Origin of the sequence: Cupriavidus alkaliphilus, from assembly GCF_900094595.1 — a bacterium.
In the GTDB taxonomy this organism is placed as follows: Bacteria; Pseudomonadota; Gammaproteobacteria; order Burkholderiales; family Burkholderiaceae; genus Cupriavidus; species Cupriavidus alkaliphilus.
Window position 1 is genome coordinate 51007 of the sequence record NZ_FMAD01000012.1, and the last position, 15162, is coordinate 66168.

Genomic DNA, 15162 nt, shown 5'->3' on the forward strand with positions numbered 1-15162 from the left:
CCATGAGCCAGAGCCTGATCCAGTCCCTGCAGCGCGAAACCGAAGGCATCCAGGCCTTCGGCCAACTCCTCGCCGAAGAGCGCGACGCCCTCAAGCGGGGCGACTTCCAGTCCCTGAGCGGGCTGCTGACGCGCAAGGTAGAACTGGGCCAGGCCCTGTCCCGCCAGCTCAAGACCCGCGAAGCCCAGATGGGCGCGCTGGGCCTGCGCGCGGGCCCCGACGGCCAGCTGCTCGGCCGCCAGGTCGAACCGGCGGTGGCCGATGCCTGGCGCGGGCTGATCTTTGCGGCCCGCACCGCGCGTGACGCCAATGCGCTCAACGGGGCGGTTGTGGACGCCCATCTCGACTTCACCCGTGAAGCCATCCAGGCGCTGCGCCAGCATAGTGGCGGGGATGCGGGGTTGTATGGGAAGGATGGGAAGGCGGCGGCTGGGGTGGGTGGGGTTAGTTTGGCGGCTGGTTAAGATTCCGCCGCTATGCGCCTTCTACAGTGGCAATGGCGGGAGCCTTCACTTCGTTGATGCTGCCGCCCTGACCCCAACCCTTTCCCGCAGCGGGAGAGGGAGTACGCAATCTGAAATGGGAAAGCCCGAGGCAATAATATCGCTGCGGGTTTTCTCCCCTCTCCCGCTTGCGGGAGAGGGGCGGGGGTGAGGGCCGGCGCGTGCAATAGCGACAGCCTTCACTTCGTCGACGCTCCCGCCCTCACCCCAACCCTCTCCCGCAAGCGGGAGAGGGAGTACACAAGCGGGAATGGGGAAGCCCCGAGGCGTTGATGCTGCTGCGGGCTTTCTCCCCTCTCCCGCTTGCGGGAGAGGGGCCGGGGGAGAGGGCCAGCGGTGGCAATAGCGATGGCCTTCACTTCGTCGATACTCCCGCCCTCACCCCAACCCTCTCCCGCAAGCGGGAGAGGGAGTACACAAGTGGAAATTTGGAAGGCTCGAGGCAATGATGCCGCTGCGGGTTTTCTCCCCTCTCCCGCTTGCGGGAGAGGGGCGGGGGTGAGGGCCAGCGGTGGCAATCGCGACGGCCTTCACTTCGTTGATATTCCCGCCCTCACCCCAACCCTCTCCCGCAAGCGGGAGAGGGAGTACACAAGCGGGAATTGGAAGGCTCGATTGAAAGTCGCGTGTGCCCGACGCGGCAAGGCCCTACCTGAACCCCACCACCACCTCATTACTTCGCCCCTGCAACACCGGCACCAGACTCCCCTGCCCCGGCACCCGGAACGCGTACACAAACCCCTTGGTGGCATCGTCGCCCAAGAACGCATCGGTCTTGCCCTCAGCCTGCGGCAGCAGCACGCAGCGCTGGGCATTGCACAGGTAGGCCTGCAGTTCCTGCGGCGGCGTCTTGGCAAAGCTGTAGCGCCAGCGCACCGAGGTAATCACCCCTTCTGATTGCGGCAACACGCCGGTGGGCAAGATCGGCGGCGACACCGCGCGCTGGCCGCGGCCGTACAGGGCCGGGCCGTTGACCGAGCCGGTCCAGGCATGACGGGTGCCTGCATCGAACGCGGCCCACGCGCATGCCGAGATGGCTGCCAGCAGGCAGCAGGCGCCACGGGCGACGCGCGCCTTCCCCGGCATTACAGCAGGCCGCGCAACTGGTTGCGCAGCCGGTTGATGGCCTGGCCGCGGATCTGGCATACGCGCGACTCGGTCACGTCGAGCACTGCGCCGATTTCGCGCAGGTTCAGTTCCTGGTCATAGCACAGCGACAGCACCAGCTTTTCGCGCTCGGGCAGGCGTTCGATGGCGCGCACCAGCGCCTCGCGCATGCCGCTTTCCATCAGCACGGTGAGCGGGTTGCCGTCATCGCTGCCGCCGAGGTGGCGGTCCAGGAAGTCTTCCTCCCCGGAGCGCTCGAAGTCTTCATAGTGCAGCAACTGGCAGCCATAGACCTCGTTGAGCAGCAGCTGGTATTCGTCCAGCGGCATCTCCATGGCCTCGGCCACTTCGGAGTCGATGGGCGTGCGGCCGAGCTTCTGTTCCAGGTTGCGCTGGGTGCGTTCGATGCGGCGGGTGAACTGGCGCAGGCTGCGCGATTGCCAGTCGTTGGCGCGCACTTCGTCGAGCATGGCGCCGCGGATGCGCTGGCTGGCGTAGGTCTCGAAGCGCGCGCCGTGGGTGTCTTCATAGCGCTTGGCGGCGTCGAGCAGGCCGATCATGCCGGCCTGGATCAGGTCGTCGATCTGCACGCTGGCGGGCAGCCTGGCGGCGAGCTGCAGCGCGATGCGCCGCACCAGCTGGGCGTGCGCCTTGACCACATCGGCCTGTTCGAGCTTTCCCTGGATCGTGTACATGGTGCAATTCTCGTGACTGCTGGATGGCTGGACCGGCGCGCTTTTGCGTGCCGGCTGGCTCAGGGTGTGGTGGTTTCGGGTGGCATGGCTGGCAGGCTCAGGCCATGGCGGGCGCAGCTGCTGGCGCGGCGGCATCCGCGCGCAGCGGCCAGGCGCCGATGCCTCCGGCGCTGCGGCGCAGGGCCGCGGTGGCCGGTGCCGCCGGGAAGGCCTCGACCACGCAGCGGCCCAGCTGCGCGGCGCGCGCCACCAGCGGGTCGGCCGGCAGCCAGCCCGCGCACAGCACTTCGACGCCGAGGTACTGGCTGGCGGTGCGCGCCAGGTTGCGCAGGATGGCCTGCACCGTGGCTTCGCTGGCCGCCAGGTTGACGATCAGGTGGAACTGGCGCCACGCATACAGGTGGTGCAGCCGCTTGATGCACGCGTAGGCGGCGGTGATCGACGCCAGCTCCGGACGCATCACCACCAGCACGTTGTGCGCAGCGCCCGCAAGCGGCGACAGCGCGCCGTCGGCATCGAGGCCGGCATCAACGAGCACGCTGCGAAAATCGTTCGTCGCCGCCGTCGGCAAGGCAGCACCCGGCACCGGCCGGCCCGCCGGCACCACCGACAGCACACCTTGCGGGCTCACACCCGCCGCAGCCTCCAGCGACAGCCGGCCCGCGTGAACGTCAGCCAGCGTGCCCACCGGCCTGGCGCCGGACAAGCGCGTGGCACGGGCGTTGGCGTCTTCGTCTACCAGCAGCACGCGCTCGCCCTGCATCGCCAGCGCATGCGATAGACCCAGCGCCACGGTGGTGGCACCGGCGCCGCGTTCGCTGGCGAGCACGGCGATGCGGCGCGTGGTGCGCGGCGCCAGCATCCGGCGCAGGCTCTCGGCCTGATCCATGGCGAGGGAACTCACTGCACGGCCTCCGCGGTAGCGGCAGGCGCTGCGGCGCCGCGGCCCGGATAGTTTTCCAGCACGTCGAGCAGGGCCAGCATGCGGCCCATGCCTTCATTGAGCACGGTGCCCGGCACCGGCGCGCCCGGGCGCACCGCTCGGCCGGCCAGGCGCGCCAGGAACGCGGGCGCGGCCGCGGTCGGCGCGTGTTCCAGGCGCAGCACCGACATGCCCAGCTGCAGCGCGGCCACGGCGGCGCCGGCGGCATCGTGCGCATCCTGCGCGAAATGGTCGATGGCATGGCGCAGCGTGCGCAGGCCGGCCTCGGCCGCATCGGTCCACAGCGCCCAGCGCGCCACCTGCGCGGCATCCTGCGCCAGGGCCGGATCGCACAGCAGGTAGCGCGTATCGAGCAGCTCGCCGGTGGCGCGGTCGGCCAGGCGGGCCACCACCAGGCAGGCGTCGATGCCGCCGTCGGGCGTGCCCTTGCCGCGCACCGGGCTGTCCGGCACGCGCACGTCGGCAGTTGCCAGCCAGCGCACGGCATCGCGCTCGCGCACGGTGTCTTCGCCGACGGCGTGGAAGGTCAGCGTGTCCGCCAGCGCATCGAGCTTCCACGCGGCGCCGGCGCTGACCACGCGCGCGGTCTTGCGCGCGCTGGCCACCCAGCGCTCGCCGGCCTGCTGCCAGCGCGCCAGCGTGGCGGCGGACGGCATCGCCTCGAGCAGATTGACGACCTTGCGCGCGGCGCTCATCGCGGCGCGCAGGTTGGCGGCATCGGATTCGGCTTCGCCCAGCGGCTGGCCGGCACGGCCAGTGGGGGTGACGGCTGCCGCCAGCGGCATGCCGTTGCGGTCGGCCAGCCACAGCGTGTGCTGCGTCGGCTGGGGCGAACGGCGTCCGGGCACGGCCACCTGCAGCGTGGCGGCAACGGCCAGCACGTACTGCTCGCACTGGCGCGTCACATCCCGGCACACGGCTTCGCGCACCTGCTGCGACATGGCGCGCAGGGCGGGCGCGCCGGCGCTGCGCTGTTGCCACAGCGAGCGCGCCAGGTCGAAGCCCAGGCCCGCGCCATTGAGTTCGGCCACGCACTGGCCCAGCGCGTCGGCGCTGTCGGTCAGCGAGCGCAGCACGTCGGTGGCGCCACCGCGCGCAGTTGTCTCTTCCCCCGCACCAGCGGCGGCACGGCGCGCGGCATCGGCATCGGCAAACACCGAGCCGCGGCGCGGCGTCAGGAAGGCGCGCTCCACCAGCGCGGTGCTGCTGGCCAGTTCCAGGTGCTCGGGCACGCGCTGCCCGGTGGAGGCATAGAAGACAGGCAATCGGTGGCGGATCACCACGTCCAGCACCGATCCCAGGTGGGTCGCTTCGTCCAGCTTGCTGATGATGCAGCCGTCGATGCCGCCGCCATCCGGCGCGGCGTCATGGCGGTAGGCATGCACCACTTCATTGAGGGTGTCGCCGTGGCTGGCGCCGTTGAGCAGCAGCACGCGCTGCACCGGCGCGGGCACGCCGGCCAGCATGGCGATCTGCTCCGACAGGCTGCGGTCACGCTGGCTCATGCCGACGGTGTCGATGATCACCAGGTGCTTGTCCTTCATCGCCGCCAGCGCAAAGCGCAGGTCGGCGGCGTCCTTGACCGCATGCACCGGCACGCCCAGGATGTCGCCATAGATGCGCAGCTGCTCATGGGCACCGATACGGAAGCTGTCGGTAGTCAGCAGCGCCAGCTTGTCGGCGCCGTGGCGCAGCACGAAGCGCGCCGCCAGCTTGGCCGTGGTGGTGGTCTTGCCCACGCCGGTGGGGCCCACCAGCGCCAGCACGCCGCCTTGCGCGAACAGGTGGTCTTCGTCGGCCAGCACCGGCAGCTTGCTGGCCAGCTCCGCGCGGATCCAGCCCATCGCCGCGGGCCGGTCATAGCCCAGCGGCAGCCGCGCCAGCAGCGTGCGCGCCAGTTGCCCGGAAAAGCCCGCGCCCACCAGCCATTCGAACAGCGATTCGCGCAGCGGATCGCTCGCGGCCACACCGTGCGCCGCCGCGCTCGGGGCTACGCCCGGGGCCGCGCTGATGCCGGCCAGCTGGCGCTCCAGCATCGCCCGCATCGATTGCAGCTCGCCGCGCAGGTCGCCGATGGCGGCAGGCTCGGCCGCCGGTGCGGGCGGCACATACACCTGCGCCGTGGCGGACACGCTGCCCAGGTCCGTATCGCGCATGGCGACGATCTCCACGCCGCCCTCGACGGTGCGGTTGGACAGCACCACGGCATCGGGGCCCATGGCTTCGCGCACCTGGCGCATGGCTTCGCGGCCGTTGGCCGCGACAAACTTGGCTACGCTCATCTATGGCTCCTCACGCGCCGATCATGGCGGTGATGCGGATATTGCGGTTGTCGGGCACCTCGGCGTGCGACAGCACCCGCAGCTGCGGCATGGTGCGGCGCAGGAAGCGCGCCATCAGCGGACGCAGCTGCGACGGCACCAGCAGCACCGGGTCCATGCCCATCTGTTCCTGGCGCGTGACCGCGCCCTGGGTCTGCTGCAGCAGCGCGTCGGCCAGGCCTGGCTCGATGCCGCCGCCGTTGGTCAGCGCCTGCGACAGCACGCGCTCCAGGCCGGCATCGAGGCCGATCACCTGCAGGTCGGCATTGTTCGGGAACAGCTGCTGCGTGATGGCGCGGCCCAGCGCCACGCGCACCATCGCGGTCAGCTCGTTCGGATCGCTGATCTTGGGCGCGTGCTCGGCCACCACATCGAGGATGGTGCGCATGTCGCGGATCGGCACGCCTTCGTCCAGCAGGTTCTGCAGGATCTTCTGCAGCGCAGTCAGCGAAATCGTCTTCGGCACCAGGTCTTCGGTCAGCTTGGGCGAATCCTTGGCGATGCGGTCCAGCAGCGCCTGCACTTCCTGGCGGCCCAGCAGCTCGGCCGCGTGCATGTGGATCAGGTGGTTCAGGTGCGTGGCCACCACCGTGCTGGCGTCGACCACCGTGTAGCCGTAGGCCTGCGCCTGCTCCTTGATGCCGGCATCGATCCACACCGCCGGCAAGCCGAAGGCCGGATCGCGCGTGGCGGCGCCCGGCAGCGTGCCGCTGACCTGTCCGGGGTTGATCGCCATCCACTGGCCCGGCATGGCTTCGCCGCGGCCGATCTCCACGCCCTTGAGCGTGATGCGGTAGGCGTTGGGCTTCAGTTCCAGGTTGTCGCGGATATGCACCACCGGCACCAGGAAGCCGATTTCCTGCGCCACCTTCTTGCGGATGCTCTTGATGCGGCCCAGCAGCTCGCCGTCCTGCGCGCGGTCCACCAGCGTGATCAGGCGGTAGCCCACTTCCATGCCGAGCGGGTCCACCAGCGTGACGTCGTCCCAGCTGGCTTCAGTCGATTCCTGCGCGACCGCCGGCGTACGCTCTTCACGCTGTTTGGTCTGCGCCTGCGTGGCCGCGCGGCGCGCGACATAACGGCCCATCCACACCAGCGTGCCCGCCAGCAGCAGGAAGGCAAAGTGCGGCATGCCCGGGATGATGCCCATCAGGCCGATGATGCCCGCGGTCAGGTACAGCACGCGCGGGTTGGCAAAGAGCTGGCCGGTGAGCTGCTCGCCCACGTCCTGCTCGTTCGACACGCGCGAGACGATCACGCCGGCGGCGGTGGAGATCACCAGCGCCGGAATCTGCGCCACCAGGCCATCGCCGATGGTCAGCAGCGTGTAGTTGTGCACGGCGGTGCCGAAGTCCAGGTCATGCTGGACCATGCCCACCACCATGCCCGCGGCCACGTTGATAAACATGATCAGCAGGCCCGCCACGGCATCGCCGCGCACGAACTTGCTGGCACCGTCCATGGCGCCGTAGAAGTCGGATTCCTGCGCCACTTCGGCGCGGCGCTTCTTGGCGGCGGCTTCGTCGATCAGGCCGGCGTTCAGGTCGGCGTCGATCGACATCTGCTTGCCCGGCATCGAGTCCAGCATGAAGCGCGCGCCGACTTCGGCGATACGCCCCGCACCCTTGGTGATCACCATGAAGTTGATCACCACCAGGATGGCGAACACCACGATGCCCACGGCAAAGTTGCCGCCCACCAGGAAGTGGCCGAAGGCCTCCACCACCTTGCCGGCCGCGTCCGGGCCGGTATGCCCTTCCAGCAGCACCACGCGCGTGGACGCCACGTTCAGCGACAGCCGCAGCAGCGTGGTGAACAGCAGCACCGCCGGGAACGCCGCAAAATCCAGCGGCTTCTGCGTGTACATGCTGACCAGCAGCACCATGATCGCCAGCGCGATATTGAAGGTGAACAGCAGGTCCAGCACAAAGGGCGGCAGCGGCAGGATCATCATCCCCAGGATCATGATGATCAGCAGCGGCCCGGTCATGGCCTTGAGCTGGCCGGCCGAGCGCAGGCCGGGCAGGTTGAGCAGGTTGCTTAGTGCGTTCATTCGCGCATTTCCGGTACGGCGAGTTCATCGGGCACCTGCAGGTCCGCCGGCGCCTGCGGCTGCGGCCCCTGCGAGTAGTGCCAGTGCTTCAGTTGATAGACCCAGGCCAGCACTTCGGCCACGGCGGTATAGAGGCCGGCCGGGATTTCCTGGCCCAGCTCCACATGGCGGTGCAGCGCGCGCGCCAGCGGCGGCGCCGACATCAGCGGCACGCGGTGCTCCGCGGCCAGCGCGCGGATGCGCGCGGCAACATCGCCGGTGCCCTTGGCCACCACGCGCGGCGCGCCCATGCGCCCTTCCTCATAGCGCAGCGCCACCGCAAAGTGCGTGGGGTTGGTCACCACCACATCGGCCTTGGGCACCTCGGTCATCATGCGGCGGCGTGCCATGGCGCGCTGCTGCTGACGGATGCGGTTCTTGATATGGGGATCGCCCTCGCTCTCCTTGAATTCCTGCTTGACCTCTTCCTTGGTCATGCGCAGCTTCTTGAAGAACTCCCAGTACTGCCACGGCACGTCGATGGCCGCCACCACCAGCAGCGACAGCGACACCACCAGGCAGCAGAACATCACCAGGTCCACCATGTGCAGCAGCGCCTCCTGCACCGGCGCATTCATCAGCGCGATGGCCTCGGGCAAGCGCCGCCACAGCACCCACGCGCCGACCGCGCCCACCAGCAGCGACTTGGCCACCGCCTTGAGCAGCTCCACCAGCGAGTGCGCGGAGAACATCCGCCCCAGCCCCGCCAGCGGCGACAGGCGCGAAAACTGCGGCGCGAACGACTTGGCCGAGAACACCCAGCCGCCCAGCAGCAGCGGCGCGGCCAGCGCGGCCACGCCGAACAGCAGCAGCAACGGCAGGAAGGCCAGCAGGCTGTCCCACACCATCAGCGCAAAGCGCGACAGCATGCGAGACGGATCGAAAGCCGTGGCTCGCTCGAAGCGCAGCGCGCCCTGCATCACCTGGTTCAGGCTGCGGCCTAGGTGGCCGCCAAGCGTCCACAGGCCGGTGACGCCGGCAATCAGCATGACGAACGTGGCCAGCTCGCGCGAACGCACCACCTGCCCCTCCTCGCGCGCCTTTTCCAGGCGCCGGGGTGAGGCGGGTTCGGTTTTCTCGAGATCGCTTTCTTCGGACATCCACGCTCCGTGCGAAGCGGCCAGCCGCTATTCGTCAGCGGGGATTATCGAAGCGCGGGGGTGTTCCCATTCGCGCGAAAAGGCGGGGGAATTGGGTGCTGTTTGGGATATGGGGGACGCATCAGGTTAACGGCGGGCCGCCCGAGAGTCTTTAGAGGAAAAGTGACGAAGCCGCCGACCGAAGGGCTCTTGGAGCAGCTTCTGCCCGCTGACTGAAAGAGCGTTTCACATCGTGGGATTTTCGTCGCTGGCAGCGCCGCGCCGGGTTTCGTTCTGCGAAAAAACATTCCGCATCATGAAAATTGATGCCTAACCCATTGAAATTTAAGGGCAAACAAAGTCTTATGTCTTATATAAGACTAGGCCGCAACCGAGCCAGATCCCCCTACAATAAGTCCACGCTGTTTGCTTCGACCCACGGTCGGCACGCCAAACGATTTTTCTCAAACGCGCCTTATCTTAGGAAACTGACATGGCCCAGTATCAAGACGACATCAAGGCAGTGGCTGCTTTGAAAGAAACCCAGGGCAGCGCCTGGAACGCCATCAACCCCGAGTACGCTGCCCGCATGCGCGCGCAGAACAAGTTCAAGACGGGCCTGGACATCGCCAAGTACACCGCCAAGATCATGCGCGCCGACATGGCCGCCTACGATGCGGACCCGTCGAAGTACACCCAGTCGCTGGGCTGCTGGCACGGTTTTATCGGCCAGCAGAAGATGATTTCCATCAAGAAGCACTTCAACAGCACCGAACGCCGCTACCTGTACCTGTCCGGCTGGATGGTCGCCGCGCTGCGCTCCGAGTTCGGCCCGCTGCCGGACCAGTCGATGCACGAGAAGACTTCGGTCAGCGCGCTGATCCGCGAGCTGTACACCTTCCTGCGCCAGGCCGACGCCCGTGAACTGGGCGGCCTGTTCCGCCAGCTCGACGCCGCCACCGGTGCCGAAAAGGCCGCGATCCAGCAAAAGATCGACAACCACGTCACCCACGTCGTGCCCATCATCGCCGACATCGACGCCGGTTTCGGCAACGCCGAAGCGACCTACCTGCTGGCCAAGCAATTCATCGAAGCCGGCGCCTGCTGCATCCAGATCGAAAACCAGGTCTCCGACGAGAAGCAGTGCGGCCACCAGGACGGCAAGGTCACCGTGCCGCATGAGGACTTCCTGGCCAAGATCCGCGCCATCCGCTACGCCTTCCTGGAACTGGGCGTTGACGACGGCATCATCGTCGCCCGCACCGACTCGCTGGGCGCCGGCCTGACCAAGCAGATCGCCGTGACCACCAAGCCGGGCGACCTGGGCGACCAATACAACTCGTTCCTGGATTGCGAAGAACTGTCGGCCGACCAACTGGGCAATGGCGACGTCATCATCAAGCGCGACGGCAAGCTGCTGCGTCCGAAGCGCCTGCCCAGCAACCTGTTCCAGTTCCGCGCCGGCACGGGTGAAGCCCGCTGCGTGCTGGACTGCGTGACCGCGCTGCAGAACGGCGCCGACCTGCTGTGGATCGAAACCGAAAAGCCGCATATCGCCCAGATCGCCGGCATGGTCAACGAAATCCGCAAGGTCATCCCGAACGCCAAGCTGGTGTACAACAACAGCCCTTCGTTCAACTGGACCCTGAATTTCCGCCAGCAAGCGTATGACGCGATGAAGGAAGCGGGCAAGGATGTGTCGGCCTACGACCGTGCCCAGCTGATGAGCGTGGAATATGACGACAGCGAACTGGCCAAGCTGGCCGACGAGAAGATCCGCACCTTCCAGGCCGACGCGTCGCGTGAAGCTGGGATCTTCCACCATCTGATCACGCTGCCGACGTACCACACTGCTGCGCTGTCGACGGACAACCTGGCCAAGGAATACTTCGGTGATCAGGGCATGCTGGGTTATGTGGCTGGCGTGCAGCGCAAGGAAATCCGCCAGGGCATCGCTTGTGTCAAGCACCAGAATATGTCCGGGTCGGATATTGGTGATGACCACAAGGAATACTTCAGCGGCGAAGCTGCGCTGAAGGCGGCGGGCAAGGACAACACCATGAATCAGTTCTGATTCCTGGAATAGCCAAGCCAGACGTCAACCCGCACTGGGCTGCTCTGCGGATTTGGGCGGTTCAGTAGGCTGGGCCTGAGGGGCTGAGTTCTGTATTGCACAGGACTCAGCCCTTTTTGCTTGGTCGCGGCGACGCGCTTTTCATTCGTGCGCCTGGCCCCGAATTCCCTCAGACATAGAGCCCGCTGCCCTGTCTCTCACTCGCAACGCTGGCTTTCCCTCTAACTGAGAATGAGTTACATTTATCCAGCCCTTCCACAGCTTATCTCGCGAAGGTGAGCCTGACTTCGCATCCATGCCGACACCGATGTTTTTCATGCCGACCCTGCCTGATGCCAAGGCCGGGAGCCTTCGCGGGCGGCCCGCAGCCGCTCCTTGCTCTGCCAAAGTCGCACGGTATGTGATGCCGGACTCATACGCAGCAAACCTTCAGCCGGGCATGGCGATGCCCGCGACGGCGCGCTGAGGCGCACGGCTGCCATGGCCGCTGCCGAACCCGTCGTCAGCGCACAGGTTTGCGCGCTCTACCACGATCACCATGGCTGGCTGCAAGGCTGGTTGCGGCGCAAGCTGGGCAATGCGTGCGATGCGGCCGACCTTGCGCAGGATGTGTTCCTGCGGTTGCTGAACCGCGACCAAGTTCCGATTCGCGAACCACGCCTGTACCTGGGCCGCATTGCCGACGGGCTGGTCATCGATCATTGGCGCCGGCGCGCCCTGGAGCGCGCCTGGCTGGAAACCCTGGCGCAACTCCCCGAGGCGCACGCGCCCTCGCCGGAAAGCCGCCTTGCCTTCCTGCAGACGCTGATCGAGATCGACCGCTTGCTGGATGCGCTCAAGCCCAGGGTGCGCAGCGCATTCCTGTGGGCCCAGCTCGAAGGACTGACCTGCCCGCAAATCGCCGAACGGCTGGGCGTGTCGCTGTCGACCGCCGAACGCTATGTCGGCACGGCGCTGCGGCACTGCTATACCGTGCGCTTCGGTGACTGACGCCGCGGCGCGCGGTGCGCCAGACCCTGCTTCGCCACCGTCGATTCCATCCGATATTGTCGACCAGGCCGTGCAATGGGCGGTGCGGCTCCAGTTCAGCCAGGCTGACGCAGGCGCGCGCGAGCGGTTCGCGCAATGGCTGCGGGCGGATTCGCGCCATGCGCTGGCGTGGCAGCGCATGCAGTCGCTGCGCGACGATTTCGCCAGCGTGCCGCCAAACCTGGCCCTGCCCACACTGCAAGCCGCGGACGCGCTGCGCAAGAGTGGCGCCGGCGGCCGCCGGAAAGCGCTCAAGACGCTGGCTTTCGGCGGGGTTTCCGTGCTGGCGGTGTCGGCGGCGAGCCAGTTCGCACCCTGGCAGCGCTGGCGCGCCGACGCCAGCACCGGCACCGGCGAGCAACGCACGCTGCGCCTGGAAGACGGCACCACGGTCGTGCTCAATACCGACACCGCGATAGATACCCGCTTCGATCCCGGCCATCGCGTGGTGGCATTGCGGCGCGGCGAGGTGTTGGTAACGACCGGCCACGACGCCCGCTTTGCCGCGCAGCCGTTCTGGGTGCAGACGCCGTTTGGCTCGCTGCGCGCGCTTGGCACGCGCTTTGTGGTGCGGATCGAAGCGGACCATGCGCGCGTCAGCGTGCAGGAAGGCGCGGTGGAGATGCACCCCGGCGGCGGTGCAGCCCGCGGGGTGGCAGAGCCGGGCACCACATGGACGATGTCGCGCACGCAAGCGGGACGGTCGGCCGCGCCGCCAATCGCCGCGGACGGGTGGGCGGACGGCGTGATCGCCGGCAATGACATGCGCCTGGCCGATGTGCTGGCGGAACTGGAGCGCTACCGCACCGGCCGCATCGCCTGCGATCCGCGCGTGGGCGACCTGCGCGTATCCGGCGCCTACCGGATTGCCGATACCGATCGCGCGCTGCGCTTCCTGGCCCATTCGCAGCCGATCCGGGTGTCGTATCTCACCCGATTCTGGGTCATGGTGGGGCCGGCAGAGGGTCACTGACCCTGGCTGAGACCTTGTCGCGCACCTGCCAGAAAAATTTTTCAGAAAAAGTGAGGGGATCCGGATTCTCGTCCGGCTTTACAGGCAGTAACGCAACTCAACTTACTGCCGGAACCGAGAATCATGCCTGCCAACGACCTTCAGCCCGCCCTTCCCGCGCTCAGCCCGATGACGGCTGCCTTGCGATCCGCGTTGTTCTGCCTTGCCGTCGGGGCAACCGGGGCATCGCCGGCATTGCGGGCGCAAACCGCAACGGCGGAACCGCAGGCCCCCACCACCGCCACCACCGCCGCCACCTTGCCGGCCGTGACCGTGACGGCTGCCGCCGAGCCCTCGGGCGAACTGCCCCAGCCCTATGCCGGCGGCCAGACCGCGCGTGGCGGGCGACTCGGCCTGCTCGGCAACCGTGACGTCATGGACACGCCGTTCGCCACCACCAACTACACCGCCCAGCGCCTCGAAGACCAGCAGGCCGTGACGCTGGCCGAGGTACTGGGCAGCGACCCGTCGACACGCTTCACGGGCCAGATCGGCGGCGTGACGGACTCGTTCATGATCCGCGGCTTCCCGATCAACGAAGGCAACCTGTCAGAAGTAGCATTCGACGGCGTCTATGGCGTGTCGCCGAACTACCATCTGTTCACCGAGTACATCGAACGCGTGGAGGTGCTCAAGGGCCCGGCGGCGATGCTCTACGGCATGTCGCCGAACAGCGGCGTGGGCGGCGTGGTCAATCTCGTGCCCAAGCGTGCCGGCGCCACGGACCTTACCCGCTTCACACTGGACTACACCTCGGATGCCCAGGTCGGCGGCGCCGTCGACCTGAGCCGCCGCTTCGGTGAAGGCAAGGAATGGGGCATCCGCTTCAACGGCCTGCACCGCCAGGGGCCGACGCCGCTGGACAATCAGAAGTCGCGGGCCGAAGTGGCCGCGCTGTCGCTGGACTACCGCGGCGAGCGCTTGCGCGCCTCGCTCGACCTCATCGAGCAGTACCAATGGACCGATGCGCCCACGCGCCCGTTCCTGGTCGCCAGCGGCGTGCAGGCGCCCGCAGCGCCGGATGGCCGCCGCAACGTGTCGCAGCCCTGGGGCTGGTGGAAGTCGAATGACATCTCCACGCTGCTGCGTGTGGAATATGACGTCGCCGACAACGTGACCGTGTTTGCCGACGCCGGCGGCACCCGTTCCGACGTCGCGCGCCTGTCCGACCAGACCCCAACGATCCTCAATGCCGCCGGCGATACCTCGTCGGCCATGCAGCGCTGGCGCTTCCAGATCAACCGCGCGTCGTTCGATACCGGCGTGCGCGCCAAGTTCGATACGGGCCCGGTGCGTCATGCGCTGGCGCTGCAGGCCAACCTGTACTCGGACCGCATTGCCAATGCCAACGTGTCCGGCACCCCGGTGCAATCGAATATCTACGCGCCGGTGGCAAGGCCGGAACAGTCCATCGCGGCGCCCCGGTTCGTGCCGAAGGTGTCGGACTCCACGCTGTCCGGCGTGGCGCTGATCGATACGCTGAGCGCGATGGATGACCGCGTCGCCCTGACGCTGGGGCTGCGCTACCAGAACGTGGAGTCGAACAACTACGTCGCGGCCACCGGCGCGAAGTCGGCCGCTTACGAGGAAAGTGCCGTCACGCCGCTGGCTGGCATCGTGTTCAAGCCGTGGCGCAACGTGTCGTTCTACGCCAACTACGTGGAAGGCCTGAGCAAGGGCGATATCGCGCCGGCCACGGCTTCGAACGCCGGGCAGGTGTTCGCACCGTACAAGACCAAGCAGCAGGAGGTTGGCGTAAAGATCGACAGCGGAGCGCTGATCGCCACGCTGGCAGCATTCCGCATGACCAAGCCGAGCGGCCAGCTCTACGGCACGGCTTATGCCGTCGACAGCGAGCAGCGCAACCAGGGCCTGGAACTGACGGTGTCGGGCGAAGTGCTCAAGCGCGTGCGCCTGCTGGGCGGCGTAACGCTGCTGGACGCCGAGCTGACCAAGACCAACAGCGCTGCCACGCAGGGCAATCGTCCGGTTGGCGTGCCCAACGTCATGGCCAACCTCGGCGCCGAGTGGGACCTGCCGTGGTTGCAGGGCCTGACGCTGACGGGCGCCGTCAACTATACCGGCAAGGCCTATGTGAACCAGGCCAATACGCAGTCGGTGCCGGCCTGGACCACCTTTGACTTCGGCGCGCGCTATCGCACCAGGGTGGCGGGCAAGGCCACCACCTTCCGCGCCAGCGTGATCAATGCGTTCGACCGCCGCTACTGGTCGGGCGTGGCATCGTTCGGCACGGTATCGCTCGGTGCGCCGCGCACCGTCCTGGCGTCGATGACGGTGGACTTCTGA

General features: G+C 67.5%; 11 protein-coding genes. 5 read left to right on the forward strand and 6 right to left on the reverse strand.

The window, feature by feature from the left end:
* Nucleotides 1-2 precede the first annotated feature (2 nt).
* Complete coding sequence (locus GA0116996_RS22565; protein WP_092316057.1) at nucleotides 3-464, forward strand: flagellar protein FlgN; 462 nt, start codon at nucleotides 3-5, stop codon at nucleotides 462-464.
* Nucleotides 465-1151: 687 nt separating this feature from the next.
* On the opposite strand, the gene GA0116996_RS22570 is transcribed toward GA0116996_RS22565, so the two are convergent.
* The 6 genes from GA0116996_RS22570 to flhB all read right to left on the reverse strand — a co-directional run bounded on the left by GA0116996_RS22570 (nucleotide 1152) and on the right by flhB (nucleotide 8761).
* On the reverse strand, nucleotides 1152-1589 hold the full coding sequence (locus tag GA0116996_RS22570) for a flagellar protein FlhE (RefSeq protein WP_092316059.1): 438 nt from the start codon (nucleotides 1587-1589) through the stop codon (nucleotides 1152-1154).
* A complete protein-coding gene (locus tag GA0116996_RS22575; protein WP_092316269.1) occupies nucleotides 1589-2305 on the reverse strand; it encodes an RNA polymerase sigma factor FliA in 717 nt (238 codons plus the stop codon). The genes GA0116996_RS22570 and GA0116996_RS22575 overlap by 1 nt, the downstream gene beginning before the upstream one ends.
* A gap of 97 nt (nucleotides 2306-2402) precedes the next feature.
* The gene (locus GA0116996_RS22580; protein ID WP_092316061.1) at nucleotides 2403-3194 is read right to left on the reverse strand and encodes a MinD/ParA family ATP-binding protein; all 792 of its coding nucleotides are present in this window, start codon (nucleotides 3192-3194) and stop codon (nucleotides 2403-2405) included.
* An 11-nt stretch (nucleotides 3195-3205) separates the two neighbouring features.
* A complete protein-coding gene (flhF, locus tag GA0116996_RS22585) occupies nucleotides 3206-5530 on the reverse strand; it encodes a flagellar biosynthesis GTPase FlhF (RefSeq protein ID WP_092316063.1) in 2325 nt (774 codons plus the stop codon).
* A 10-nt stretch (nucleotides 5531-5540) separates the two neighbouring features.
* The gene (gene flhA / locus GA0116996_RS22590; protein WP_092316065.1) at nucleotides 5541-7622 is read right to left on the reverse strand and encodes a flagellar biosynthesis protein FlhA; all 2082 of its coding nucleotides are present in this window, start codon (nucleotides 7620-7622) and stop codon (nucleotides 5541-5543) included.
* Nucleotides 7619-8761, reverse strand: coding sequence for a flagellar biosynthesis protein FlhB (gene flhB, locus GA0116996_RS22595; RefSeq protein ID WP_092316067.1), 1143 nt, complete (start codon nucleotides 8759-8761; stop codon nucleotides 7619-7621). Before flhB ends, flhA begins: the two co-directional genes overlap by 4 nt.
* A 472-nt stretch (nucleotides 8762-9233) precedes the next feature.
* On the opposite strand from flhB, the gene GA0116996_RS22600 reads away from it, so the two are divergent.
* From GA0116996_RS22600 to GA0116996_RS22615, 4 genes are all read left to right on the forward strand, one after another.
* Nucleotides 9234-10814 (forward strand): isocitrate lyase, encoded by a 1581-nt coding sequence (locus tag GA0116996_RS22600; protein WP_092316069.1) that lies wholly within the window; start codon nucleotides 9234-9236, stop codon nucleotides 10812-10814.
* 480 nt (nucleotides 10815-11294) lie between these two features.
* Entirely contained in the window at nucleotides 11295-11804 is a 510-nt protein-coding gene (locus GA0116996_RS22605) for a sigma-70 family RNA polymerase sigma factor (protein ID WP_092316271.1), read from the forward strand.
* Nucleotides 11797-12816: a FecR domain-containing protein gene (locus tag GA0116996_RS22610; RefSeq protein ID WP_244159959.1), complete on the forward strand. Its 1020-nt coding sequence runs from the start codon at nucleotides 11797-11799 to the stop codon at nucleotides 12814-12816. The genes GA0116996_RS22605 and GA0116996_RS22610 overlap by 8 nt, the downstream gene beginning before the upstream one ends.
* Nucleotides 12817-12939: 123 nt before the next feature.
* Entirely contained in the window at nucleotides 12940-15162 is a 2223-nt protein-coding gene (locus GA0116996_RS22615) for a TonB-dependent receptor (protein ID WP_092316073.1), read from the forward strand.

What these genes read in the sequence shown, in the direction of transcription:
- GA0116996_RS22565 (WP_092316057.1), top strand. Translation starts at nt 3, where the DNA reads ATGAGCCAGAGCCTGATCCAGTCCCTGCAGCGCGAAACCGAAGGCATC.
- GA0116996_RS22570 (WP_092316059.1), bottom strand. Translation starts at nt 1,589, where the DNA reads ATGCCGGGGAAGGCGCGCGTCGCCCGTGGCGCCTGCTGCCTGCTGGCA.
- GA0116996_RS22575 (WP_092316269.1), bottom strand. Translation starts at nt 2,305, where the DNA reads ATGTACACGATCCAGGGAAAGCTCGAACAGGCCGATGTGGTCAAGGCG.
- GA0116996_RS22580 (WP_092316061.1), bottom strand. Translation starts at nt 3,194, where the DNA reads ATGGATCAGGCCGAGAGCCTGCGCCGGATGCTGGCGCCGCGCACCACG.
- flhF (WP_092316063.1), bottom strand. Translation starts at nt 5,530, where the DNA reads ATGAGCGTAGCCAAGTTTGTCGCGGCCAACGGCCGCGAAGCCATGCGC.
- flhA (WP_092316065.1), bottom strand. Translation starts at nt 7,622, where the DNA reads ATGAACGCACTAAGCAACCTGCTCAACCTGCCCGGCCTGCGCTCGGCC.
- flhB (WP_092316067.1), bottom strand. Translation starts at nt 8,761, where the DNA reads ATGTCCGAAGAAAGCGATCTCGAGAAAACCGAACCCGCCTCACCCCGG.
- GA0116996_RS22600 (WP_092316069.1), top strand. Translation starts at nt 9,234, where the DNA reads ATGGCCCAGTATCAAGACGACATCAAGGCAGTGGCTGCTTTGAAAGAA.
- GA0116996_RS22605 (WP_092316271.1), top strand. Translation starts at nt 11,295, where the DNA reads ATGGCCGCTGCCGAACCCGTCGTCAGCGCACAGGTTTGCGCGCTCTAC.
- GA0116996_RS22615 (WP_092316073.1), top strand. Translation starts at nt 12,940, where the DNA reads ATGCCTGCCAACGACCTTCAGCCCGCCCTTCCCGCGCTCAGCCCGATG.